Source organism: Fibrobacter intestinalis (assembly GCF_900167415.1).
GTDB lineage: Bacteria > Fibrobacterota > Fibrobacteria > Fibrobacterales > Fibrobacteraceae > Hallerella > Hallerella intestinalis.
Genome location: NZ_FUWU01000049.1, coordinates 1 through 24,509 on the forward strand (window position 1 = coordinate 1; position 24,509 = coordinate 24,509).

The window sequence follows — 24,509 nt, forward strand, 5'->3', positions numbered from 1 at the left end:
GCGTAGCCGAAGCTTTCCGTGTCGCTGAAGGATTCGGAGATTTCGGTGAGGGTCGAGAGGTCCACGGTCTTCAGGAATTCGGAAAGGCTCCTGTTGTTGCGGGCGACAAGGCGCAAAAGTTCCGCAGCCCGGTCGGAAGCCTTGAAGACGGAGCGGAAATAGGAGTCGTGCCCAGCGCGGGCGTTAGCGTTGTTTTCTTTCATGGATTTCCTCGTTGAAATGTGGACTTTCCCAAATGAAAGCCCAACACCTTTAAACGTTTTTGCGGACGTTTTTTCCACCTCGATTTGTGTAAAATATTGCTTGCAGGGAAAAGGGCGTTTTCGTTCGGGAGTTTATGCCGGATTTAATTCCACAACACTTTTGATAAAGACTCAAAAACTCATAAAAAATCGCCCGGAAGATTTCCAGGCGATTTGCATTTCGGGGGTTCTAAAAATCAGGTCGTGTATTCCGCATTGATTTTGACATATTCATAACTCAAATCGCAGGTATATGCAGAAGCGGCGGCGTCTCCGATATTCAGCACCACCGTGACTTTATATTCCCGCTGCTTAACGACCTCTTCCAATTTTTTCTGGTCGCATTCCAACGGGCGCCCGCCCGCTAAAACCTGGACCTCTCCAAAATAAAGATCCGTCTGTTCCGCAATCATGTTCACGCCGCTCGAACCCGCGCTCGAAAGAATCCGGCCCCAGTTCGGGTCCTCGCCAAACATAGCGCACTTCGCCAAATTGCTCGTTCCGATAAAGCGCGCCATTTTTAGTGCGTCCGCATGGCTTTCCGCTTTTTCCACCCGGATTTCAATAAACTTCGTCGCCCCTTCGCCGTCCCGTGCAATGTCCTTGGCGAGTTCCTTCATCACGGTCATCAGTGCCGCCCGGAATTCGCTTTTTTCGCTAAGAGTCAAATCTTCGTATTGGATTCCCGAGACGCCGTTCGCAAGCAGAATACAGGTGTCGTTCGTGCTGGTGTCCCCATCCACCGTAATTGCATTGAACGAATCGGAAATGTCCGCGCGGAACTCGGCAAAGAAATCCAGAGGAAGCCCGAGATCCGTCGTAATGAATGCGAGCATCGTCGCCATGTTGGGGTGAATCATGCCGCTGCCCTTGCAGCAGCCTCCCACCGTGACTTTTCCCTTGGCGGTTTCAATTTCTATCGCTAACGATTTCAGCACCTTGTCCGTCGTCAAAATCGCCGAAGCGAAATCTTTCGAAGCATCAGCGTGCAGCCCCTCGACCAAATGCGGAATCGCCGCTTCCACTTTGTCCATAGGCATCAGGTGCCCGATGACGCCCGTACTGCAAACCAGAACACTCTTCGGCGCAAGCCCCAAAAGATCTTCCACGAGGGTCGCCGTGCGCTCGCTGTCCTCCAAGCCCTTCGGCCCGGTGCAAGCGTTGGCGTTGCCGCTATTGACAATGACGGCGGACGCAAAGTGCGCGTGTTCCAAAACCGACTTGTCGTAAAGAACCGGAGCCGCTTTCACTTTGTTCGTAGTGAACACGGCAAAACAACGCGCCGCCTTTTCGCTTTTCAAAAGTGCCATGTCCGGATTTCCACTGGCCTTGATTCCCGCAGTCCATCCGCAAGCGGTAAAACCCTTGGGAGAACAAACGCCTCCATCTTTCAGCATCGTCAACATATTCCAATTCCTTTGCCCCGATTGTCGAGGCATGAAAAATTTAGTAAAGGGAACCCGCAATTTCCAAATCCGCTTCTAATTCCGCTCTTTTTTATTGGCCGCTTTTTGTTTCTCCCATCGTGCGCTCCTGTTTCTTCTTTGCCAAAGCAATTTCTGGGAATTATATACGAAATTCCATCCAGAAAACTACTCACAAAGCCATAGCACTTTTAGAAGGTTTTCTAGGAACGAGGGATTCTGCGAAAAACACGGCAATCTTTATACGCGCTAAAGATTGCTTCACTACGTTCAGGGGGGGGACGAAGAAGATAACGTTCCCATGTCAGGAAATTATCCCTCAAAAGCGAAATAAATTCCGTCATTGCTAAGCATGAAACGGTATCTCGCCTCATCCCGAGAAACGGAACGTACACCGTCACCCCGAGGAGCGGAGCGAATTCAGTCATTGCGGGGAGCAAAGCGACACGGCAATCCTTGTGTGCGAGAAGATTGCTTCACCCTAAAGGGTTCGCAATGACGCGGAAGCGAGGGTTTGGGATGACGGGAAAGAAGAGGTTCGGAGCGACGTGGACACTTCCCAACTTCCCACTCCCAACTCCACTCTCCCTGCCGTCAACTAGACTTTCCAATACTAACGATTTTTGAAAACGCATTTTCGCTTCCTTTTGCCTCAATTTTTTCAAAGAGGCGGGCAAAAAATTCAAAATTTTATAATTTTCCCGGTATGGACAATATACCCGTAACACAAGAAACCTACGATCAGCTCAAGCAGGAATTGGAACAGCTTAAAAAAGTGGAGCGTCCCAAGATTATCGACGAAATCGCCGAAGCCCGCGCACAAGGCGACTTGAGCGAAAATTTTGCCTATCACGCCGCCAAGGATCGCCAAGGGGAAATCGAATCCCGAATCAATTATCTGGAAGACCGCGTGGCCCGGGCCGTCATCGTCAAATACAACGGCAGCGGCGAAATCAAATTCGGAGCCACCGTCAAGCTTTTGAATAAAAAGACGAACCGTCCCATCACCTATACGATTGTTTCCCCGGAAGGCGTGGACGCCATCAACGGCAAGATCAGTTTCACAAGTCCCATCGGCAAAGCGCTTCTAGGCAAAAAGAAAGGCGACGTCGCCGAAGTCATCACGCCCAAAGGCAAAAATTTCTTTGAAATTCTGGACGTGCAATAAATGATTGTCGTCTTGATCGGAGACAGCGATTTTGAAAAGGAACGCCTGATCGAGCAGTTTCTGCAAAAAACTTTGGGAGACCGCAAGGACGATCCCTTGGCGCGAAAAATCATTTTCGCCAACGATTCGAACATTCCCTCCGTCGCCGACGCGGTCATCGAAGCCTGCGACTCGTGCTCCCTTTTTGCATCCGAACAGACGGTCGTCGTCCGCAAAGGCGAAACTCTTAAAGCCGACGATGCGTCCGCCATCGAGAGCTGGCTCAAGACCAATCCGGACGCCAATCTGCTTTTGGAATTTGAAAAACTTCTCAAGACGAGCAAACTTTACAAGGCTCTCGCCGGACTTTCCAAAATCAAGGAATGCAAATCACCCCGGGAATACGAAATGCCGCAGTGGATTACGACCCACTGCGAAACCAATCTCGGGCGCCGGATAGAGCCTCTCGCCGCCGAATACGTTTCCAACGCGCTGGGCAACAACCAGGCACTTGTCGATGCCGAACTGCAAAAAATTCTGACACTGGATCCAAACGGCAAGAACATTTCGCTGGAACAGGCCAAGTTGATGATCGCCCCGCAGAGGGAAATCGCCGCATTCGAAATCCGCGAATCCTTCGGCAACCACGACCCCATCGCCTACACGCAAAAGCTTCGTGAACTTTTGGACTCCGGAGTTGAAGGCATCAAAATCATCGCCACGCTGGAAGCCTACGCTGTCCGGCTTTTGCACATCAACACGATGCTCAAAAGGAACATGGCGGTCAAAGACATCGCCGCCGCCCTAGGTGCCAATCTGTGGCTTTTCGAGAAAAAGCTGAACGAGCCCCGCATGGCTCGCAACTGGTCGTCCACCCGGCTATGCCGGGTCATCAAGCGCCTGGGCGAACTGGACAGCGACATTAAAAACGGACGCTGCGAAAGCCGCATGGGCTTGGAACTTTCTCTGGCCGCCCTCGTCATCGCTTAACCCAGAATTTTGATTCCCTTTCCAATACTTGAAGAGCAAAATCGTTCCCAAGTATTTTTCAACGAAAGTCACAGCAAAACGGCCAAAAATACGATTTCAATCCTGTTTGCCGCAAAAACATTTCGCTTTTCCTATATTATATGCGTATGAGCGAATCTTTGCATAAAGATAGTATCGGCCCCGTTTCCGTCCACGACCAGAAATTGCCACTCGGTCCAGAAGGCTTTATTCTGGAAAGCGGAAAATCCCTTCCCGAAGTCTCCATCCGTTACGAAACCTATGGGACACTCAATCCGGACAAATCCAACGTCATTTGGATTTGCTCGCCCCTGACTGCCGACGCTCATGTGGCAGGTTTCTACAATCCGGACGACAAGCACGTCGGCTGGTGGGACGCCCTTATCGGCAAAGGAAAAGCCGTCGATACGGATAAATTTTTTGTCGTCTGCTCCAATATATTGGGAGGCTGCAAAGGTTCTACGGGTCCCGCAAGCATCGACCCAAGAACGGGAAAACCCTACGGCTCCACATTTCCCACGATTACCATCGGCGATATGGTCAAAGCCCAGAAACTGCTAGCCGACACTCTGGGCATTCAAAGTTTTTATTGCATCATCGGCGGTTCCATGGGCGGATTCCAAGCGATGAAATGGGCCATCTACTACCCGGAAATCATCGACCGCGTTGTTCTTATCGCCACGTCTCCCGGTTTTTCGGCGCAGGCGCTCGGCTTTGAAATCGTCGGGCGGGATGTGATTACACAAGACCCGAATTACAATAACGGCGACTACTACGACAAGCAAATTCCGGCGACCGGACTTTCCAACGCGAGAAAGCTCGCCCATATCACCTACCTCTCCGCCAAAGGCATGGAGTCCCGATTCACCCGTTCCGACATTCGCATCGAGCATCCCGAAAAATTCTATTCCGGCTCGTCGCTGGAAACCTATCTGGAGCATCAGGGTTCCAAATTTGTGGACCGCTTTGACGCGAACAGCTACCTGCACATCGCTCACGCTACCGACACATTCGACCTCGCTACGGAATACGGCTCTTTGGAAAACGCCTTTAAAAACGTCAAGGCCACTTTTTTGAATGTGAACCTTTCCTCGGACTGGCTCTTCCCCCCGAACGAATCCCGGAAAATTACCGAAGCCCTGTTAAACGCGGGCAAGGTCGTGACCAGCCTGGAACTCGACACGAACTTCGGGCACGACGGCTTCCTTATCGAATGCGGCGCTCTTGGCATGGCGATTTCCCGCTTTTTGGGCGGGCATATCGGCGAAATCCAGGCGACAGGGACGCCGGCATTCCACAGCGAAAAGGACATTTCGATTATCGACGCCCTGATTCCGGCGAAAGCGAGCATTCTGGATTTAGGTGCCGGCGATGGACTTTTGATAGACACCCTCTGGAAAAAGAAAAAAGTGACCGGCGTCGGCGTCGAAAAAAATTTTGCCAACATCCTCCGCTGCATCGAACGGGACGTTCCCGTCATCGAAAAGAAACTGAACCTCAAAGCGTTGGAATCCTTTGCGGACAACAGCTTTGATTATGCGGTTTTCAACAGGACCCTTCCCGAAGTACGGAATCAGCGACTGATCCTCCGGGAAATCATGCGAATCGCCAAGCACGCCATCATCACCTTCCCGAATTTCGGTTCCTGGGAAATGCGCTGGGCACTTTGCTACCACGGACGGATGCCCAAATCCCCCGAATTTCCCTACGAATGGTACGAGACGCCGAACATCCATTGCTTTACCTATCGGGATTTTGTCCGGTTGGCCGAAGCGGAAAAACTGGAAATCGAAAAAATCGTCACGGTAAACGAGCACAGCCTGAGCAAATGGCTGACAGGCATGGGACTTGTCAACTTGGGGGCAGAACGGGTCGTCGCTATGGTCAAAAAAGCTTAATTAAAATATATTTGCCCCATGGCAATTATATCGATGACCGGTTATGGCAAAGACACCTTCCTTCTTCACGGCATGCCATGTTCTGTTGAAGTGCGTTCTGTAAACAGTCGCTTTTTGGAAATCACCTGCCATCTACCCAAAAACTATTCCTATTTGGAATTTGAGCTGAAAGAAGAAGTCAAAAAATTTCTTTCGCGCGGTTCCGTCAATCTTTCGCTCAATCTGGGAGACCGGGAGGACTCGGCGATTCCCACCGGATATGCAGACGACGTCGTGGAAGCGTACCTGAAAATCGCCCGGGACATTCAAAAGAAATACGGCGTATCCGGAGAACCTTCCCTGGAGCAGGTCTTGGCTCTCCCCAACGTTCTGGTGTACGGAGCGGACGCCGAACAAAAGGAAAACGAAAAGCGCATCAAGGAATCCTTGGACAAAGCTTTGCAATCCCTGGTGCAGATGCGCGAAAAGGAAGGGCTGAACCTGAAAAGCGATTTGGAAAAACGCGTTTTCGCCATGGACAAAATTTTAGACGAAATCCAGCAGCTCGATCCGGAACGCATTGTCGAATGGAAAAAGAAATTTGAAGAACGCCTGAAAGCGCTCGTCGGAAACTCCGGAATCGATCCTGTCCGCGTTGTTCAGGAAGCGAGCATCATCGCAGACCGCCTGGACATCAACGAAGAAATCACCCGTTTTAAAAGCCACAACAAACTTTTTCTTTCGACGTTGGAGCTCGGAGCGAATCAAGGCAAAAAGCTCACCTTCATTTTGCAGGAAATGGGACGAGAAGCCAATACGCTCGCGACCAAATGCCAAAGCGCAAAAATTGCGGCACTCGCCATTCAGCTCAAGGACAGCGTGGAAACCATCCGCGAGCAGACGATGAATATCGAATAATCCGTTCCTTTCAAAAAGAAAAGACTGGCGCGGCAGGGATACCGTACCAGTCTTTTTTTGTTGTTGTGGAAATTTTAAAAGTCTTGTTCCGAAATCGATGCGTTTTTGAGGAATGTGGGAATTCCGTAGCGGGAATCGCTCTCTATAGAAAGAGATTCTTCGTTGTCGAGCATCAAAGAAGCCGTCGAGGACATCTTTGTCGTATTCACGGAAACTTCTTCTTCATTTCCCACAGGTCTTGCTGCATTAAAGTTCGAATTGAAAAAAGGACGATTTTCATTTCGCGCTTCTTCTTGCGCTTCCTCACGGGGTTCTTCCACCGGTTTAATCACCGGGATCCGAGCGGTCGAAGCCAATTCCTCTTTTTTCTGAATGGGCTGACGAGGTTCTTCTGCAACCTTTGGCATCGCCACCGTCGGCATTTCGGCAATGCCCGCAGCCGCTACAAAATCCAGGCCATCAAAACGGCGCGGAGTGGCTTTCACCGTCTGCCGAACAGTTGCATTCTGGGTTGCTTCCGCAGGAACATCTTCGATGTCATCCGCAGGGCGCTTGTCAAAGCCGGTAGCGATAACCGTAATGCTTACCCGGTCGCCCAATTCAGGTATCACCACGTCGCCCGCAATAATGTTCGGGTCGTTGTTTTCCCCGATTTGTTCATACAGGAAGGAGAGAGCCTCGCCATATTCCATCATCGAGAAATTTTCGCCATGGGAAACGTTGATCAAAGCTCCCGAAGCACCCTTGAGGCTTACATTGTCCAAAAGCTGGCAATGAATCGCTTCTTGAGCCGCTTTCAACGCCCGGCCTTCGCCCGACGCCGTACCTGTTCCCATCAAAGCGGAACCGCCATTCGACATAATCGTGCGGGCATCGTTAAAGTCCACGTTGATCGTGCCATGGATAAACATAATATCGCAAATGCTGCGAACCGCATTGCCCAGAACTTCATCCACCTTAAGGAATGCGTCCTGGATGGACGTCGTCTTTTCAACAACATCCAAAATCCGCTGGTTGTTGATGACGATAATCGAATCCACGCACTTGCGAAGGGCGGCAAGGCCTTTTTCCGCATTGCGACGGCGAATGACGCCTTCCCACTGGAAAGGCATCGTGACGACAGCAACGGTCAAAATGCCCAACTTGCGAGAAATTTCGGCAACAACCGGAGCAGCACCCGTTCCCGTGCCACCGCCTAGACCCGCCGAAATAAAGAGCATATCCGCCCCTTCGATTTTCTTTTCGACAATGTCCTTGTCTTCCATCAGCGCCTGGCGACCGATTTCCGGCTTGGCTCCGGCCCCCAGATTTTTAGTCGTCTGCATACCGATGGCAATTTTCTCATCGGCCAAATTATTGTCCAAAGCCAGCGCATCCGTATTGATAGAAATGTATTCAACACCTTTGATGTTCATTTTTACCATACGATTGACGGCGTTTCCACCGGCACCGCCGACGCCGACGATTTTGATTTTTGCCAAATGGTCCGAATCCGCTTGGGCAAAAATATGTTTGACTTCGGATTTTTCCGGAATCATGTTGTTCTGGTTTTCGTTCATTTTGGACTCCCTGTTTTATTGTTTAAAATTCCATGGTTAGAGATAAGTTCTGATAAAATGCAAGATACGACGCCAGCCGTTTCCAACTGTGCCGACAATTTTTGTCGTTCTCGTGTCGCGAAGATCTTTCGGCGAATCCGCTTTTGCCGCATAGTACAAAAGCCCGACACCCGTCGAATGAATGGGCAAGCAAACGATTTCACCCAATCCGTCTTCTGCTTTTTGGGGCATTCCTTTGCGCACGGGAATTCCATCGTAGGCCTGTTCCGCCCGTTCCAAAATTCCGTCCAGCATCGCCGTGCCACCCGTGATGACAATGCCCGCCCCCAGGCCTTCCCACAAGCCCTTATTTTTCAAGTCGTCCCGGATTTTTCCCAAAATTTCTTCGATGCGGCAATAGATGATATAGGCCAAATGCTTCTTGCTGCATTCCGTGTTGGGCCGACCGCCGATTCCAGGAACAGGAAACGATTCGTCATTGAAGCAATTTGAACTGCGGCAAGTCCCGTACATCTTTTTGATTTCCTCGGCCCTGTCCAGCGGAGTTTTCAAACCGATTGCGATATCATGCGTGACCGCATTGCCCGCCAATTCAAACGACATGGTGTAAATGACTTTATCGTCCTTAAAAACGGCGACATCCGTCGAAGACGCGCCAATATCGACAATGGCCACACCCAATTCCTTTTCGGCATCTTCCAAGACGCAGTAAGCATCGGCGAGCTGTTCCAACACGAGTTCTTTTACCGTAAGCCCCGCATTTTCAACAGCCTTTTTGATATTTCGGATGATTCCTTTTTGCGCCATGACAAGCTGCACGTCAACGCTCAGACTAGTGCCTTCCATTCCCTGCGGATTCTTGATTCCGGTTCTGTTGTCCAGAATGTAATCGCCAGGCAAAATATGGATGATGTCCATATCGGCAGGACGCTGAACCAGTTCGCTCGCCTGTTCCACAACGCGGGACATTGCCATCTTTGTAACGACTCCGCCAAAATCGCGCAGAGGAATCGTAGCTCGGCTCGCATACGAACGGGTATTGTTCCCGGCAATGCCCACATAAACTTCTTTCACATCAATGCCGCTCGTCATCTCGGCATCTTCGACCGCCTTTTTCAATACGGCAACGGTCGCCTCCAATTCGTTCGCTGCGCCTCTTCCGAGCGGAGGAGTTCCCAGTCCCAAAACCCGGATGTTGCCCTTATCGGTTTCTTCGCCGATAAAGACATCGATTTTGGAACTTCCGATATCCAATCCAACAATCAAGTGGTTCGGTTCAACGCCGACCGTTTTTTCTTCTTTTGCCATCATTTGACCTCATGATTGGAAGGGTGAGCATAAGCAAAACCTTCAAAACGCATATCCAACAATTTCAATTGATTCATTTCCGTCGAAAGTCCATCTACCAGCAAGCGGTAATGGGAAAACGAACTTGCCGACACGCTATCCAACGGAAACAGCACCTTAAAACGCACATTGCGAAAGAACACTTCTACCGCACGGCGTTTCTCGTCCACGGAAACTTGGGAAACTTCCTTGTAAAGCAAAGCGTCCGATTGGCGCAACTTTTGCAAAAAATGGGCGAGCGCTTTTACATCCCGCTTTTTTTGAATCGTTGCAACGGGATATTCAAAACGGGCGGAAGCCAGAGCGGGCAACTGCTGCCCCCGTTCCGAATACGCATTCCATTCTCCGTTTTCATAAACTTGCATCAGCGGCGTCGTTTCCTCGATATTTATCGACACTTTCCAAAAAAAGCCTACATCGACCTGGGCGTCATGCAAAAAGGGCAGAGAGAGAAGATTATTCCGCACCGAATCCGCGTAGATTTCCGACATGGGCATTCCCGTTTCCAGCCCTGCTGTCTGAAGAATTTCTTCCCACGTCAAAATATGATTTCCGGTGATGGACACCGTTTTTAACGTACGCCATCCCATCGGATTGAACTTGCGAATAAAGAACCAGCCCTGCCAAACAGCGACAGACAACACGGCCACAACCAGAAAGATCTTCCAGCCTTTCTTTCGGAACCAGCTCCAGGAACTCGCAAAAAACTTTTTGCGGGTTTCGCGTCGCTTTTGACGTTGCCGAATAGCGTTGTAACCGTGATGGGCCATTATTTTTTCAAAGCCTCCAAAAAGGGGCGTTCCATTTTCCAAATATCACCGGCACCCATAAAAAGCACCAAATCTCCGGGCCGAACATCTTGCGCTAAAACGGCAAGAGCATTTTCCTTGGTCTCCACAAATTTGGCATTTTGATGTCCGCGGGCGATTGCCGAATCGACAATCAATTTTCCAGAGATTCCGGGAATCGGTTTTTCCCGAGCCTTATAAATTTCCAAAGTCAGAAGCTCATCGCAGTTGGCAAAAACTTCTGCAAAGGTTTCATACTGATCGCGCGTACGCGTGTAAAGATGCGGCTGGAAAACAACCACAATCCGCTTATCCGGAAAAGTGTCGCGGGCACCCTGCAAAGTCGCTGCGGTTTCTGTCGGGTGATGCGCGTAATCGTCATAAACCATCACGCCAGCGGCTTCGCCAATCCATTCAAAGCGCCGCTTGACCCCGGTAAATTCCGAAAGCGCACGGCGGACAATTTCCAGCGGAATATTTTCTTCGTGAGAAAGCGCAATCGTCGCCGTCGCATTCAGAACATTATGCTTGCCGGGAATGCGAATCGAAAATTCGCCCAGAAGCTGATTATTCTTCAAGACATCAAAATGGGAAACTCCCTGTTCCACGCGCACATTTCCCGCTCGATACATCGCCTGTCGGCTGAATCCATAGGTCACAACCGGCTTGGTAAAGCGGGTCAAAACAGACTGAATGTTCGGATTGTCTATGCACACCACGACCTGTCCATAAAAAGGAACTTTATTGGCAAAAGCCACAAAGGCATCCTTGATGGCATCAAGAGTTCCATAAGTGTCCAAATGTTCCCGGTCGATATTCGTGATAATCGCCGAAGACGGCATCATCGAAAGAAAACTCCGGTCAAATTCATCGCTTTCCGCAATGAGATAACGCCCGCGACCGACTTTCGCCCCGCTGCCTTTTCCTTTGACGACTCCTCCGACAATCACCGTCGGATCCTCGCCCGCAGCTTCCCAAATGGAGCCCAGCATAGACGTTGTGGTCGTCTTGCCGTGCGTTCCAGAAACCGCGAGAGTGTATTTCAAGCGCATCAACTCGCCAAGCATTTCGGCGCGACGGATGACGGGAATACGACGCGACTTCGCTTCCACGATTTCGGGATTGTCCATTTGCACCGCAGAAGAATACACCAGAAGGTCGGCGTTTTCCACATTCTTCGCTTCATGGGAAGGAAAAATCGGGATGCCCAATTCTTTTAAATATTCGATAGAGGGACCGTCGCCCGTATCGCTTCCGGTCACAACAAAACCATTTTCGAACAGGACTTCGGCAATCCCGGACATTCCGGCGCCACCGATGCCCACAAAATGCAACCTTTTTACGCGACTGCTAGGAATTAGATTCATTTAACACTCCGCATCGATAATGACTTTGGCAATCTGCTCTGCCGCATCCGGCATTCCTATGGACTTTGCCGCCGCCGACATCTGCTTCAATTTCTCTTCATGGGAAAGAAGCGACTGCACCTTGTTCCACAAATCGTTGGGTTCATTATCCAATTCGACCAAAGCAGCGCCCGCCTTTTCAATCACCCGGGCGTTAAATTCCTGATGGTTTGCCGTCGCAAAGGGGAACGGGAACAAAATCGAAGGCTTGCCGAAAGCCAAAATTTCGGCCAGAGTCGATGCTCCCGCACGGCTGACAATCAAATCCGCATGACCCAAATAAGCATAGATATTGTCCAAAAAAGCCTTGACTGTCACATTTTCAGGAATCTGAACCGTTTGCCGAATCGTCTCTTCGTTTTTCGCTCCGACTTGCCAAACAACGGAAACGTCGGAACGCTTGGCAATTTCCGGCAGAGCCTCTTCCATTTTCAAATTGATTCCGCGCGCTCCCTGAGAACCTCCGACAATTAAAATGGATTTTGTCCCTTCCCGAAATTCCTGAGGACGGGGCAGATTTTCCAACGACGGCAATTCGCGAACGGGATTTCCGAAGACCATCGTTTTCGCTTTCGGAAAAAATTTCTGCGCATCTTCCGAGGTCACAAAAATCTTTTTAGCACTGCGAGAACCCCACTTGTTGGCAATTCCCGCAACGGCATTCTGTTCCTGAATATACACCGGAATTTTTGCACGCCCCGCAGCAATCACAATCGGCAAAGACACGTATCCACCGGTTGCGACAACCACATCGGGCTTGCGCTTTTTCAAAACCAATTTTGCGCTCTGTACGGCCTTCAGTAAATTATACGGAAGGGAAAGATTCTGCATAAACGAACCGCGATGAAAAGGAACCGCCGAAATTTCATCAAATTCAAAATAAGGCGTCACCAAGCGAGATTCCATCGAATCTTTTCGGCCCGCAAAAGAGATTTGGGAAATTCCCATTTTCTTTAAGCTTTCCGCAATCGCAATCGCCGGAAAAACATGACCGCCCGTTCCGCCGCACGCAAATAAAAACGTTTTCTGTTTCACATTGACCTCACATCTTGAATAATGCTTCTGGGTTCCACAATGTTCCGACCTGTTCCCGAACGGGAGATATTCAGCAAGATGCCGACAGACGCCATGGACACAATCAGATTGGAACCGCCAAAACTAATAAAAGGCAACGGCTGACCCGTCGTCGGCATGAGTCCCGTATTGACACAAATATGGAATATCGCATTGAGCGCAATCGTACAAGTGAGACATAGCGCAAAATACTTGGAAAAACGGGTCTGCGCATTTTGGGCAATCACCAAGCCGCGCCAAACAACAACGCCAAAAAGCAAGAGTACTATTGTGGTCCCTACAAATCCGTGTTCCTCTCCTAGCACACTGAAAATCACATCCTTATAAGCTTCGGGCAAAAAACCCAACTTTTGCGTTCCTTGTCCAATGCCCGTTCCTGTCAAGCCCCCATTTCCCAAACTGATCAGAGCGCTATAAAGTTGATAGCCGCCATCATTTAAATGTTCTTCGGGATGAAGCCACGCTTCTATGCGCTTTAACCGATACGAAGCTCCTAATCCAACCGCCACGCAGCCCACGACAAATACGCCCAAAAATCCCAAAAGGTAGCGGGTTTTCACTCTCACTCCAGCAACACAGAACAACGCAAACGATGTGGCCAACATCATCAAAGTCATTGAAAAATTCGGCTGCAACATAATCAACGTGGCAACGACTATCACAATAATTCCAGGCGCAATCAATCCTTTTTTTATATCGGCAATGTCATCTCCCATCTCCGAAAAACGGCGGGATAAATAAGCAAACAGAGCGACTTTCATCAGTTCGGAAGGCTGCAAAGAATAACCGCTAAACGAAAGCCAACGAGCAGCGCCTTTTGTCACAGAGCCATAAACAATAACAGCCAACAACATCAACAGCACCACATAAAAAATCGGACGAGAAAGCTTATACCATAAACTGTGATCCAGGCCTGTGGTTATTCCCATCAATACAAAACCGGCCAACATAAATTTGAAATGTTTTAATGCATAGTAATATGTCGGGAGGCCTTTTCTTGCCGCATCAAAACTGCTTCCACTATAAATGACATACAGCCCAATGAAGAGCAGTATAAGTACTGCGCCCAATAGACATTTGTCCAAACTCATAATGGAAGCCATTTTGTTATTCATCTTTTTGCGCCTACTTTGAGCAAACCGCCGGTTCCAAACGCAGCAGCTGATCCACGATTTGTTCCATTTTCATTCCGCGGGAACCCTTCACCAAAAGGATGTCTCCCAAACGGACATTCGCATTCAAAAAATCCATTGCCTTTTGAACCGAATCAAAATGCAGAGCGCTCTTTTCGTCCATTCCAGAAGCAAGTGCTCCAGCCTGGATTGCTTTGCTCAAATTTCCAACAGCAACAAGCATATCGAAATGGAACTGCGACACCAACCCGCCGATTTCCCGATGAAGCTCTTCCGATTTACTGCCGAGTTCCAGCATATCGCCGAGGACCGCGATTTTGCGGTTCGTATTTGAAAGCGCACCAATCGTCTGCAAAGCCATTTTCGTCGAAGATGGGTTCGCATTGTAACAGTCAGACACCACTTTAATCCCGACGCCATTCCGAATTTCCATGCGCATATTCGCCGCATGAAATTTTTCGAGAGCCGAAGCGATGACCGATTTGGGCATACGCATTGCCGTTGTCACAGCGATAGCCGCCAACGCATTATAGACATTGTGAATTCCCGGAACATTCAGATGAAATTCCGTCCGTCCGATTTTAAATCGGGCGCAGGCGTTCGCATCCCAAGTCAAATTTTCCGATTTGACAACTCCACGCTTAATGCCGAAAGTCAAAACGCGGTAGCGCGTATTCGTTCGCAATTTCGAAAGACGAGAGTCGTCCGCATTGACGACCAAAAGACCGCCTTTTTTCAATCCGTCCGCAATGGTGATTTTTTCCTTGAAAACGTTGTCCATATCGCCTAAACATTCCAAATGGCTTGCGCCGACGTTGGTGATGACGGCAATATCGGGCTCCACGGTCATCGAAAGCGGATGGATTTCGCCCGGCGCGCTCGTTCCCATTTCCACAACCGCGACTTCATCGGAATGCTTGAAACGGAAAATGGTTTTGGGAACGCCGATTTGGTTGTTGAAATTCCCTTCCGTCGCCACCGTTTTAAATTGCTCCGAAAGAATCGTTTTGAGCATTTCCTTGGTCGTCGTTTTACCGTTGGATCCGGTGATAGCGATTTTTTTCAATTTGAACAAGCGCTGATAACCCTTTGCCAGCTTGAGCAACGCTTTATTGGAATCATCTACAGGGACATAAACGTCCGACAACGAATCTCCGGTTCTATCGGCATCCATCACACTCATCAGAGCTCCTTTTTTCATCACCTCAGGAATAAAATCATGCCCGTCAAAACGACCGCCTTTCAACGGCCAAAAAACAACTCCCGGCGCAGCTTCTCGGCTGTCCAAACAGAGTTTCACTTTGCGTTTGGCAACACGAGCGGTAAGGCCCACCGGTTCGCTTTCCAGTATTTTGCACAATTCGCCAATTGTCAAATCCAAATTTTGCATCAGCACATCTCCCGAAGGATGATTTCATGGTCATCGAAATGCTGCTTTGTCTTTCCGATGATCTGGTAATTTTCATGTCCCTTGCCCGCGACAATAAGAACGTCTCCCGCCTGCATCGCCTTGCAAGCAGCCCGAATTGCCTCTTCTCGTGAAACAATCACTTTAAAATGGTCGGAGTGCATTCCGCCGACAATCTCGGCAATGATGTCTTCCGGTTTTTCGGTTCGCGGATTATCCGAAGTCACCCAAACAAAATCGGCATCCCGTTCTGCAATTTCCCCCATGATATGCCGCTTATTGCGATCGCGGTCGCCTCCGCAGCCAAAGACCACAGAAAGCTTTCCTCGGCAAAGTGTTCTAGCAACCCGCAAAACCCGTTCCAAAGCATCCGGCGTATGCGCATAGTCCACAAAAACGCGACGGGAGCCGTCATTAAATGTCATTTCAAAACGCCCGGGGACCTTGACCGTATTCAAAGCCTGCCGAATCGAATTTTCCGAAATGCCAATGCTTTTTGCCCAGCTCATCACCAGCAAAACATTGTCCGCATTGAATTCCCCAACAAGCCCCGTTTGAAAAGGCTTTTCCGAAATAGCGGGAACTTGTAAAATCATTCCATCTTCGCCGCTTTGAATGCTTTGAGGAACAATCACGGCTTTCGCATTGCCCAAGCGAGAAACCGAAACTTTTTGAGCGACATCCACTTCGTCAAACAAGCGCATTCCATACGCATCGTCGATATTGATAACGGCAACGCCATCTTCCGAGAGGTAATGCGTAAACAGCAACTTCTTCGCCTGAAAATAATTCTCCATCGTTTTGTGGTAATCCAGATGGTCTTCAGTCAAATTGGAAAAAAGGGCGCTCTGGTAATGAATCCCCTGAATGCGTCCCTGATGCAGGGAATGCGACGAGACTTCCATCACCAAGTCGGAGCAGCCTGCATTCACCACTTCCGCAGCAAAGGCATACAATTCCAAAATTCCGGGAGTCGTCAAATTGGAAGCGACTACACGATCGCCGATTCTTTTGCAAATCGTTCCGAGCAAAGCGGTTTTTCGCCCTTCGCCCGAAAGCATCGCATCCATCAAGAAAGCACTTGTCGTTTTTCCATTTGTTCCCGTGACGGCATGAGCCGAAAGCTTGGAAAAGGGGTCTTTGAAAAAAGTTTTGGCTGTCGATGCGCGCTCTTCTTTGACGCTCGAAACCCGAATCCACTTGCTCGCCAAATCCTGGGGAGCTTCCGTTTCGCCAACGACTGCTACCGCCCCCTTACTCAACGCAATGCGGGCAAATTCTTCCGCCTGCGCTCCTGGCAAAGCAAAGAACAAATCTCCAGGAGAAGCTTTGCGAGAATCATCGCAAAGTCCCCGAATTCCCATATTCTTCAAAGCTGTTTCAGACAACATACGATTACCCCTTCTCCGAAAGAACGAGTTTAAACTTTTCATTGCGTTTCAAAGGCGCATTCGATTCGGGAATCTGCCGTTTCACCCAGCCCTTTCCCTCGTATTCGACAACTCCCGAAAGTTCTCCGATTTGTTCCAAGGCATCCCGCAAAGAAAGCCCCTTGAGATCCGGCATTTTTTGAAGCCGCAAAGAACCCAGACGCAATTTGCGCCCTCCATTTTCAAAGTCATATTCCGTCGCTACGACCGTAGAGCCTTCGTTTTCCCCATTGACAAAAGAAATGGGACATCCGCTTTGATCCGCCTGTTTTTTCGCCGCAATCCGGGACAATCCGACAAATTCCAAATTGCATTTTTCATTCGGCACGATATTTTCCAAATTGTAATAAGCCGGAGAAATCAGCGGACTAAAATAAATGTCCTCCATAATTTTGCGGAAAATCGGTCCTGCAGTCGCTCCTCCGGCAGTGCTACCCTTGGGTTCATCGACAAAAACCATGCAGACATAGCTAGGATTTTCTGCGGGAACGAGCCCGATAAACGAAGATATCTGCTTTGACTTGTCGTAACCCTTCAAGTCCGAGCTGTATTTTTCTGCCGTGCCGGTTTTTCCGCCAAAATAAATGTCGGATAAATATTTAGAATTAACCCTTTGGCCTGTTCCCGTTTCCACCACCTTGCGAAGCATCGTGCGCACTTGAGCTGCGGATTCTTCCGAAATAACCCGACGAACTTTCTCCGGCGAATTCCTTTCCAAAACCTCGCCGTCTGAAGATCGCCATTCCCGGACAATCGTCGGCTGCAACAGATTTCCGCCATTGGCGATTGCACAATAGCTCATCACCATCTGCATCGGATTGACCATAATCTCGTGGCCAAAACCCACGGTCTTTCCCGTGCGCCCGCTCCATTCGCCCAGTTCTTTCAACGGCATTACTTCTTCGCCGGGGAGTTCTATCGAGGTTTTCGTCCTAAAGCCGAATTTGCGAATATAAGAGAAAAATTTTTCATCGCCGATGCTATCCGCTATTTTTGCAAAAATAATATTTGACGAAACGGCCATAGCACCTGTCATATCATGATCGCCATGATCTCTTCCTCCGTCATCGTGAATCACATCTTTCGATCCAGAGCCAAAAGCCCACCGTCCTTTTTCTCCGCTAAAAACCGTTTTCGGATTCACCGACTTCGTTTCTATCGCTGTCGCCGCCGTAATCGCTTTAAACGTAGAACCCGGTTCGAAAATCTTTGAAATGCAATCGTTCTGCTTCGCTTGAGATTTTGCAGTCAAAGGAACATTCGGGTCAAAAGAGGGATAATTCGCCATCGCCAAAATTTCGCCCGTGGCTGGATCCGCTATAATGGCACTTGCGCTTTGTGCACGGTATTTTTCCACGCCAGCTTTCAGAGCATTTTCGGCAATCTCTTGAATGTTTTTATCGATTGTCAGCACCAGATCTTTTCCCGGGATCGGATCGGCACCTTCCATTTTGCGACCAGCCTGCACAACCCGATTTCCACTCAGTACACGAATTTGCCAACCGTCCGTTCCCCGAAATTCTTCGTCGAATTGATATTCCAAGCCAAAAAGGCCTTGACCGTCTCTTCCCACGCGTCCCAACAACTGCGAAGCCAAGACGCCTTGGGGATACACACGGCGGGTGTCCCACTTATTCGCTTCGTCCTTATTTCGCTCTTGAATGCTTTGCGCCAAAACATTGCCATTCCTATCTAAAATTCTTCCTCGAGGCGCGACGCGAATCGTGCGATCCTGAGCGCGATTGCTGGCAATCTGACGATATTTTTCCCCATCGACGACCTGGATTTGAAAAGTCCGAGCGAGCAGCATCGCCCATACAGCCGCCGCGATGACCATCACCCATGTAATCCCAGATAAATGCATCGCTATCGTCCCCCCGCATTTCTCAATTTCCGAGGAACCTGAATATAGTCCAGGCCGAGCAGGGGGGCGACTTGCAAAATTCGCTCCAACGAAGCAAGCTCCCGATTTTCCAATTCGTATAAAACGACCTGTCCGCGAAGCTCCGTAATCTGACGAAGCAGAGCCGCTTTTTCCATCGCGATTTTTTCGTAGCGATTCTGCAGCCATAAATTCCCGCAAAGATATGCCGCTACGAGAATCAACAATACCATACTAGCAAAAACAAGGCGTCTCATACTTTTTCGTACACCCTCAGTTTTGCAGAACGGGCCCGCGGGTTCTTGGCGATTTCTTCTCCGGTCGGAAGGATGGGCTTGCGGAAAACTTTTTTCAGTTTCTGATGATTGTCTCCGCACAAACAAACAGGAGACTGTGGAGGACAAATACAATTCTTTTCAAATTCTGCACAGACCAGTTTCACCGTGCGATCTTCTACAGAGTGATACGAAATGACAACCAAGCGCCCGCCTTTTACCAAAGCCTCTACCGCGGCGCGCATGCTTGTCCGAATTTCATCCAACTCGCCATTGACTTCCATCCGAATCGCCTGAAAAATCCGAGCCAGAATGCTGTTGATATCCCGAATACGATCCGGATACGTTTTTTCGGCGGCAAGTTTCAAATGCTCCGGCAAAATCGGTGTCGATAAAGCCGAAACGACATTCTGTACATTTTGACTTAATTTATACGCACGATCCAAATCCGCATTTTCCTTAAAGGCCCTCGCCATTTCATCAAGTGAATTTGTACGCATCCAATCCTGGGCACTAAAAGCGGCGCGCGAGTCCATTCGCAAATCGACTGGATTCGTCCCTTGGAAAGTAAAGCCTCGAGAATCGTCATCAACCTGGTGACTGCTGATTCCCAAATCGTAAAGAACTCCCGAAAGAGAGTTTGCGCAGACCTCGTCTGCCAGTCGGCCAAAGGGAACCGGATGAAAAGTCACGCGGTCGGCAAAAGGCGCAAGCCGCTTTCTCGCATAGGCAATGGCTTCCGGATCGCGATCAAAAGAATGCAGATGCCCCGCGGGTTCCAACCGTTTCAAAATTCCTTCAGAGTGGCCGCCTCCGCCCAAAGTGCAGTCCGCATACACGCCGTTCGGGTTCCAAAGCAGAGCCCGCAAGCTTTCTTCAAAAAGAACCGGGGAATGGTATTCAGCGATTTTCATCCGCACCCCTCAAAGACACGTCATCAAAAAATCCGTCATCGAACTCTTGATAGTCGCCAAACTTCGAGTTGTAGATTGCAGGATTCCAAAGTTCCGCAGACTTGCCAGAGCGGGCTACATAAAGCACCTCTCCTTCCAACTTCGCCCGGCTTTTGTCTTCTTTGGAGAGCAGAATGCGGTTTTGCCCGTCCATAGAAACCAGATGCGAGTTCGCTTTAAACAAACGGCGGAAATTTACGTTCTTCGGGGTTGCTGGGCGCGTTTCAATATGGACAACGAACTTGCGATATTCCTCGATGGTCCACAAAATGAGGGATTCGCCAATTCCAAAGGACACAATCAACGACTTGCTCTCTTCATCCGAGAGCAGACGACGAAATTCCCTAGGAACGGGAGTCCGTCCCTTTTCGTCGAGAGCCGTTTTGGCTTGTCCTATGAATTCGTTCAAGTCTTCCATTAAAAGTTTACCCACTTTAATCCACAACACTACAAATATAACCACAATTCCCCACCGGTTTCAATAGTGAACAACTGAATATGACGGATTCCCCTCATTTTTTAAAGATGTCAAAATATACAGCGACCGCCGTCACAATGCTCATCCGTGCATCATTCATTCAAAGACTTCGAAATTTTACAGATTCAGCGGTAAAAATTTTGCGATTCTATTTCGTTTCGATGCTTAAAACCGCTTTCCAATTCTTTATTCACAGGAAACATTTCTTTCAATATTCGAGGCAGAATTCGCTTCCGCTTCGGGAATTTCCCGCATTTGGCGCATCCGTTTCAACGTTTCCTTTTCTCCTTTTTCCGCCAGCATCGTCAAAAGATACAGCAATTTTCGGTACGTCGTTTCCGTCATTTTTTCTCTAGCGGTGCTTTTTTGCAGATAGTTCAACGGGGATTTGGTCGTGTAATTTTCTTTGTTATAAACTTTTGATGCCGCAATCCGGTCGCAGCACATTTCCTTGATATAGCGATCCGGCATATCGACGGGGACAATTTTTTTCGTCACCATGTCGTAATCATACCAGTATTCAAAATGATGCTTATTTCTTCCCTTGTGGTGCATCCATGCGAGGCTGTAACCGCAGGAACGCCTTTCTCCATTATTCGGCGATTCCTTTCCCGTATAAAAACGAACCCCGGGAATAAATTCCGTCGGCGAGTATTTCGACAAGTCATGGAACAATCCTTGAAAACCGATTCCCGCACGAAAGCACAACCGGACGACTTCATGGCGGTGTTTTGTAATCGTCAAAAAATGTCCAAGAAAGCGAAACATTATCCTAGCTGCGATTCCCGAAAATCAAAGCCGAATGCCCGACGGGAGACCGAAAGAATCGGCGGCATCTGGATGCGTTTTGCCAAAGCGATTCCCTTGTAACGGTGCCACCAGCGGCGCATATCGTCCATCACTTCTTCTTTTGTATGGAATTTACTTTTGAAAAATTCCTTATCGACCCCGAGCTGTTCGCAATAAACATCGAATCCTTTATTTAACAAAGCTTCGGAATCCGCAATGCTGTTTCTCTGCCAGCGTTCCATCCAAAAAGAAAAAAGCTTGTCGTGATACGGATAAATTATCGGGTCGCCTTTGCCTTCATCGACGTTTTGCGCACTGGAAAGTTCTGCGCTTGCCGGAATATCGATGGAAGCCTGAGGAATGACCGGACGCCGAGAATTGATTTCTTCGGCGAGTTCATACACCTGCGTTTTCCACAAATCGCCCAGAGCGCACATCACTCCCGAAGTATCTCCATATAAAGTACAATAGCCTACAGCCACTTCACTTTTGTTTCCGTTGCAAGTAAATCCCGCACCGACAACGCTTGCTATCGTCGCTAAAAAAGCGGCACTGCGAAGACGCGCCTGCAAATTTTCATAATGAATGCCGTACACGTCCATTTTTACCGGATTTCGCACAAATGAATCTTCGGCAAGACTTTCGCAAAGGGCGTTCGCCACCGATTCAATAGGAGTCACCATATAAGGGCAACCCAGATTATCCGCCAGATCCTTTGCCGCATTACGTGTCGTATGGGAATTGAAACGCGTGGGCATGTTCACCAAAAAAACATTTTCTGCGCCCAAGGCCTCGGCATATAAAGCCGCACTGACAGCGCTATCGATTCCGCCCGAAGCTCCGATTACCATTTTTTGAATGCCAAATCGCGCCAAATTCTTGCGAATCATATAAACCAGAGCCTGGTGCACTTCGGCAATTCCCGTTGTTCTCGGCGATTCCGCTTCGTCCACACGCACAATGCCTTTTTCAAAATGGACCAGAGTTCCATGCTCTTCAAAAAGCGGTAAAGAAAAAATGCTCTTGCCCGCGGCATCGTAAACGCTGGAATCCCCTTCAAAAGCGTAAATATTTTTCCCGTTATTCTGCGATCCCACCGCGTTCACATATAAAAGCGGAATGCCGGCGTGTTTTGCATGAGTTCCAAATACACGATCCCGCGCCCGGTCTTTTCCCTGAGTATAAGGCGAGCAAGAGATATTGATGAGCAAATCCCCAGCGCCCATTTTGCTTCGCAAAATTTCAAACGGCTTGATTTTATACAGAGAATCCCAACCGTCTTCGCAAATCGTGATGCCCAATTGAAAACCATCCAACTGCAACGGGGCAATCATTTCCGACATCGGGGCATTTATCGTTTGCGCGAGTTTTCTCAAGTCCGAAAAATAACGCGTTTCTTCAAATTCCCGATAGCAAGGGAGCAATGTCTTCGGCAAAAAGTTTTTGCGTACGCCTTTGCAGTCCACAAGGGTTTTAAACTCTCCCCGAGACGCATAAAAGGCTGCATTATACAAAAGCGGGCGGCCATTTTCTCCGTTTTCTTTTTCTTTGGCAACGCTGCCAAATAAAATATCGACTTGATTGGACAGAGCACAAACAGCTTCATTGATGTGCAAACAACGTTCTACAAAAGAATCTTCTTCCCACAAGTCCGAAAGCAAATATCCTGGAACCGCCATTTCAGGAAACACGACCAAATCGGCATCTTGTCGCCTTCCCTCTTCAACAAATTTTTGAATAGCGGAAAAATTCTTCTCCGGACTTCCGGGAATGACTTCCATCTGTGCAATGTAGATTTTCATATTTTCTCTATTGGATTTTATTTTATCCATTCGCCCCAAAAAGCGTAAGCTACATCCAGCCGCGATCCGATGTTCCAGAAATTCCTCGAACCTTCAAATCGAAATCATCCGGATTTGTTGCCGCCGCCAAAGCGACTTCATAAGTGATTAGCTTTTTCGCATACAAATCCAAAAGCGCCTGGTCAAACGTCTGGCTATGATATTGCATGTGGCCTTCTGCAATCGCCTGTTCAATCATGCCCGTTTTATCTTTGTCAATGATGTAGTCCCGAATTGCCGCCGTGTTTATCATGATTTCTGCCGCAGGAACTCGGCCTTGACCTTCTACAGTCGGCAAAAGGCGAAGGCTTACGATGCCCGCCAGACATTCTCCCAAAAGCAAACGAACTTCATCGTGTTGGTGGGGCGGATACATGGAAAGCACACGAGCAATCGTTTCCGTCGCATTCGTCGTGTGAATGGTTGCAAACACCATGTGTCCCGTATCGGCTGCGGTCAGCGCAATCTGCATGGTTTCCAAATCTCGAATTTCACCGACCAGCAAAACGTCCGGATCCTGGCGCAAGGCGGAGCGCAGAGCATTCGCATAAGAATTTGTATCCACGCCGATTTCACGTTGGGAAACAATGGATTTTTTATCCCGATGCAGATATTCAATCGGGTCTTCCACCGTGATAATGTTGTCCGAAACCGTATCGTTCAAATGGTCGATCATCGAAGCCAGACACGTCGATTTTCCGGAACCCGTCGTACCCGTAACCAGAACCAGACCGCGTTTGCGTTCTGCAAGTTCCAAAATAACAGGCGGCAAATTCAACTCTTCAAACTTCGGAATGCTCGCTTTGATATGGCGAATCACCATTGCCGAAGATCCCCGCTGACGAAAAACGTTTACACGAAAACGTCCCATGTCCCGAGCGCCTACAGCGAAATCGCACTCCTTTTCCGATTCAAAACGGTTCATCTGATCGCGATTCATCATGTCGGTCAAAAATTCATCCATGGTCGCCGCATCAATCGGAATATCCACAAGCTTTGTCAATTTTCCATTGATACGATAAATCGGAGGAACACCGACCCGAATGTGTAAATCCGAAGCTTTCTTTTGCGCCATCAAACGCAAAAGCTGTTCAATTTTTACTGCAGACATAGAATTCTCCGTTTTGCCGAACTAACCGAAATTCGATTTGTCGTTACGGGCTTTTTCAATTTCAGCCAATCGCTTTTGAAGAGAAGCGTCGTCCGGCGACTTGCGAATTAAATCTTTATAAATCCGAATCGCTTCTTCATAAACACCTTGTCCGAAATAAATTTCCGCCAAAGTTCGTGTGCTGGTTGTGGCATCTTCTAACGGCAAATCATCGCTGTCCTTACCGAAAAGGCTGTCGAAAGATTGGGAAACGTCCGTGTCCAAGTCCAACGTGTCACTGGAGGCTGCAGGTGCTGTTTCTGCGGGGGATTCCGTGCTGGCTGTCGGCAACTCCAAGGATTCTACAGGAACGTCGTCGCTCTCCTTACCGAAAAGGCTGTCGAAGGATTGGGAAACGTCCGTGTCCAAGTCCAATGTCT

22 protein-coding genes are annotated in these 24,509 nt (G+C 48.9%); 4 read left to right on the plus strand and 18 right to left on the minus strand.

Annotation, left to right across the window (positions count from 1 at the left end):
- Together B5D40_RS11655 and argJ are read right to left on the minus strand one after the other, a co-directional pair.
- A partial coding sequence (locus B5D40_RS11655) for an Rpn family recombination-promoting nuclease/putative transposase (RefSeq protein ID WP_144319694.1) occupies positions 1-203 on the minus strand: 203 nt, incomplete at its 3' end.
- A gap of 236 nt (positions 204-439) precedes the next feature.
- Entirely contained in the window at positions 440-1,648 is a 1,209-nt protein-coding gene (gene argJ / locus B5D40_RS11665) for a bifunctional glutamate N-acetyltransferase/amino-acid acetyltransferase ArgJ (protein ID WP_078777041.1), read from the minus strand.
- A 724-nt stretch (positions 1,649-2,372) separates the two neighbouring features.
- On the opposite strand from argJ, the gene greA reads away from it, so the two are divergent.
- The 4 genes from greA to B5D40_RS11690 all read left to right on the plus strand — a co-directional run bounded on the left by greA (position 2,373) and on the right by B5D40_RS11690 (position 6,616).
- Positions 2,373-2,834 (plus strand): transcription elongation factor GreA, encoded by a 462-nt coding sequence (greA, locus tag B5D40_RS11675; RefSeq protein ID WP_073305538.1) that lies wholly within the window; start codon positions 2,373-2,375, stop codon positions 2,832-2,834.
- Positions 2,835-3,803 (plus strand): DNA polymerase III subunit delta, encoded by a 969-nt coding sequence (gene holA, locus B5D40_RS11680; protein ID WP_078777043.1) that lies wholly within the window; start codon positions 2,835-2,837, stop codon positions 3,801-3,803.
- 146 nt (positions 3,804-3,949) lie between these two features.
- Entirely contained in the window at positions 3,950-5,719 is a 1,770-nt protein-coding gene (metX, locus tag B5D40_RS11685) for a homoserine O-acetyltransferase MetX (protein WP_073305542.1), read from the plus strand.
- An 18-nt stretch (positions 5,720-5,737) separates the two neighbouring features.
- Positions 5,738-6,616, plus strand: a complete 879-nt coding sequence (locus tag B5D40_RS11690) for a YicC/YloC family endoribonuclease (protein ID WP_078777045.1) — start codon at positions 5,738-5,740, stop codon at positions 6,614-6,616.
- A gap of 74 nt (positions 6,617-6,690) precedes the next feature.
- Here B5D40_RS11690 and ftsZ read toward each other — a convergent pair whose 3' ends face one another.
- The 16 genes from ftsZ to B5D40_RS11765 all read right to left on the minus strand — a co-directional run.
- Positions 6,691-8,175: a cell division protein FtsZ gene (ftsZ, locus tag B5D40_RS11695; protein ID WP_078777046.1), complete on the minus strand. Its 1,485-nt coding sequence runs from the start codon at positions 8,173-8,175 to the stop codon at positions 6,691-6,693.
- A gap of 36 nt (positions 8,176-8,211) precedes the next feature.
- Complete coding sequence (gene ftsA / locus B5D40_RS11700; protein WP_078777047.1) at positions 8,212-9,486, minus strand: cell division protein FtsA; 1,275 nt, start codon at positions 9,484-9,486, stop codon at positions 8,212-8,214.
- The gene (locus tag B5D40_RS11705; RefSeq protein WP_078777048.1) at positions 9,483-10,292 is read right to left on the minus strand and encodes a cell division protein FtsQ/DivIB; all 810 of its coding nucleotides are present in this window, start codon (positions 10,290-10,292) and stop codon (positions 9,483-9,485) included. Before B5D40_RS11705 ends, ftsA begins: the two co-directional genes overlap by 4 nt.
- On the minus strand, positions 10,292-11,677 hold the full coding sequence (gene murC / locus B5D40_RS11710; RefSeq protein ID WP_078777049.1) for a UDP-N-acetylmuramate--L-alanine ligase: 1,386 nt from the start codon (positions 11,675-11,677) through the stop codon (positions 10,292-10,294). Before murC ends, B5D40_RS11705 begins: the two co-directional genes overlap by 1 nt.
- Complete coding sequence (gene murG / locus B5D40_RS11715) at positions 11,678-12,751, minus strand: undecaprenyldiphospho-muramoylpentapeptide beta-N-acetylglucosaminyltransferase (RefSeq protein WP_078777050.1); 1,074 nt, start codon at positions 12,749-12,751, stop codon at positions 11,678-11,680. It abuts the gene before it with no gap.
- Positions 12,748-13,905: a putative lipid II flippase FtsW gene (ftsW, locus tag B5D40_RS11720; protein WP_073305555.1), complete on the minus strand. Its 1,158-nt coding sequence runs from the start codon at positions 13,903-13,905 to the stop codon at positions 12,748-12,750. Before ftsW ends, murG begins: the two co-directional genes overlap by 4 nt.
- 10 nt (positions 13,906-13,915) lie before the next feature.
- Positions 13,916-15,313 carry a UDP-N-acetylmuramoyl-tripeptide--D-alanyl-D-alanine ligase gene (locus tag B5D40_RS11725; protein WP_078777057.1) on the minus strand — a complete coding sequence of 466 codons (1,398 nt, stop codon included), beginning with the start codon at positions 15,311-15,313 and terminating at the stop codon, positions 13,916-13,918.
- The gene (locus tag B5D40_RS11730) at positions 15,313-16,722 is read right to left on the minus strand and encodes a UDP-N-acetylmuramoyl-L-alanyl-D-glutamate--2,6-diaminopimelate ligase (protein ID WP_078777051.1); all 1,410 of its coding nucleotides are present in this window, start codon (positions 16,720-16,722) and stop codon (positions 15,313-15,315) included. The genes B5D40_RS11725 and B5D40_RS11730 overlap by 1 nt, the downstream gene beginning before the upstream one ends.
- 4 nt (positions 16,723-16,726) lie before the next feature.
- Positions 16,727-18,625, minus strand: a complete 1,899-nt coding sequence (locus tag B5D40_RS11735; protein WP_158222213.1) for a penicillin-binding protein — start codon at positions 18,623-18,625, stop codon at positions 16,727-16,729.
- 2 nt (positions 18,626-18,627) lie between these two features.
- A complete protein-coding gene (locus tag B5D40_RS15715) occupies positions 18,628-18,876 on the minus strand; it encodes a hypothetical protein (protein WP_073305561.1) in 249 nt (82 codons plus the stop codon).
- A 20-nt stretch (positions 18,877-18,896) separates the two neighbouring features.
- A complete protein-coding gene (gene rsmH, locus B5D40_RS11740) occupies positions 18,897-19,832 on the minus strand; it encodes a 16S rRNA (cytosine(1402)-N(4))-methyltransferase RsmH (protein WP_095880061.1) in 936 nt (311 codons plus the stop codon).
- Positions 19,819-20,304, minus strand: a complete 486-nt coding sequence (locus tag B5D40_RS16165) for a division/cell wall cluster transcriptional repressor MraZ (protein ID WP_233134347.1) — start codon at positions 20,302-20,304, stop codon at positions 19,819-19,821. The genes rsmH and B5D40_RS16165 overlap by 14 nt, the downstream gene beginning before the upstream one ends.
- A gap of 231 nt (positions 20,305-20,535) precedes the next feature.
- On the minus strand, positions 20,536-21,117 hold the full coding sequence (locus tag B5D40_RS11750; RefSeq protein WP_078777054.1) for a DUF5662 family protein: 582 nt from the start codon (positions 21,115-21,117) through the stop codon (positions 20,536-20,538).
- A complete protein-coding gene (gene nadE, locus B5D40_RS11755) occupies positions 21,117-22,940 on the minus strand; it encodes an NAD(+) synthase (RefSeq protein WP_158222212.1) in 1,824 nt (607 codons plus the stop codon). The genes B5D40_RS11750 and nadE overlap by 1 nt, the downstream gene beginning before the upstream one ends.
- Before the next feature lie 49 nt (positions 22,941-22,989).
- Positions 22,990-24,090, minus strand: coding sequence for a type IV pilus twitching motility protein PilT (locus tag B5D40_RS11760; RefSeq protein WP_073305571.1), 1,101 nt, complete (start codon positions 24,088-24,090; stop codon positions 22,990-22,992).
- 21 nt (positions 24,091-24,111) lie between these two features.
- Positions 24,112-24,509, minus strand: a 398-nt coding sequence (locus B5D40_RS11765) for a tetratricopeptide repeat protein (protein ID WP_144319695.1), incomplete at its 5' end; no start/stop codon positions are given.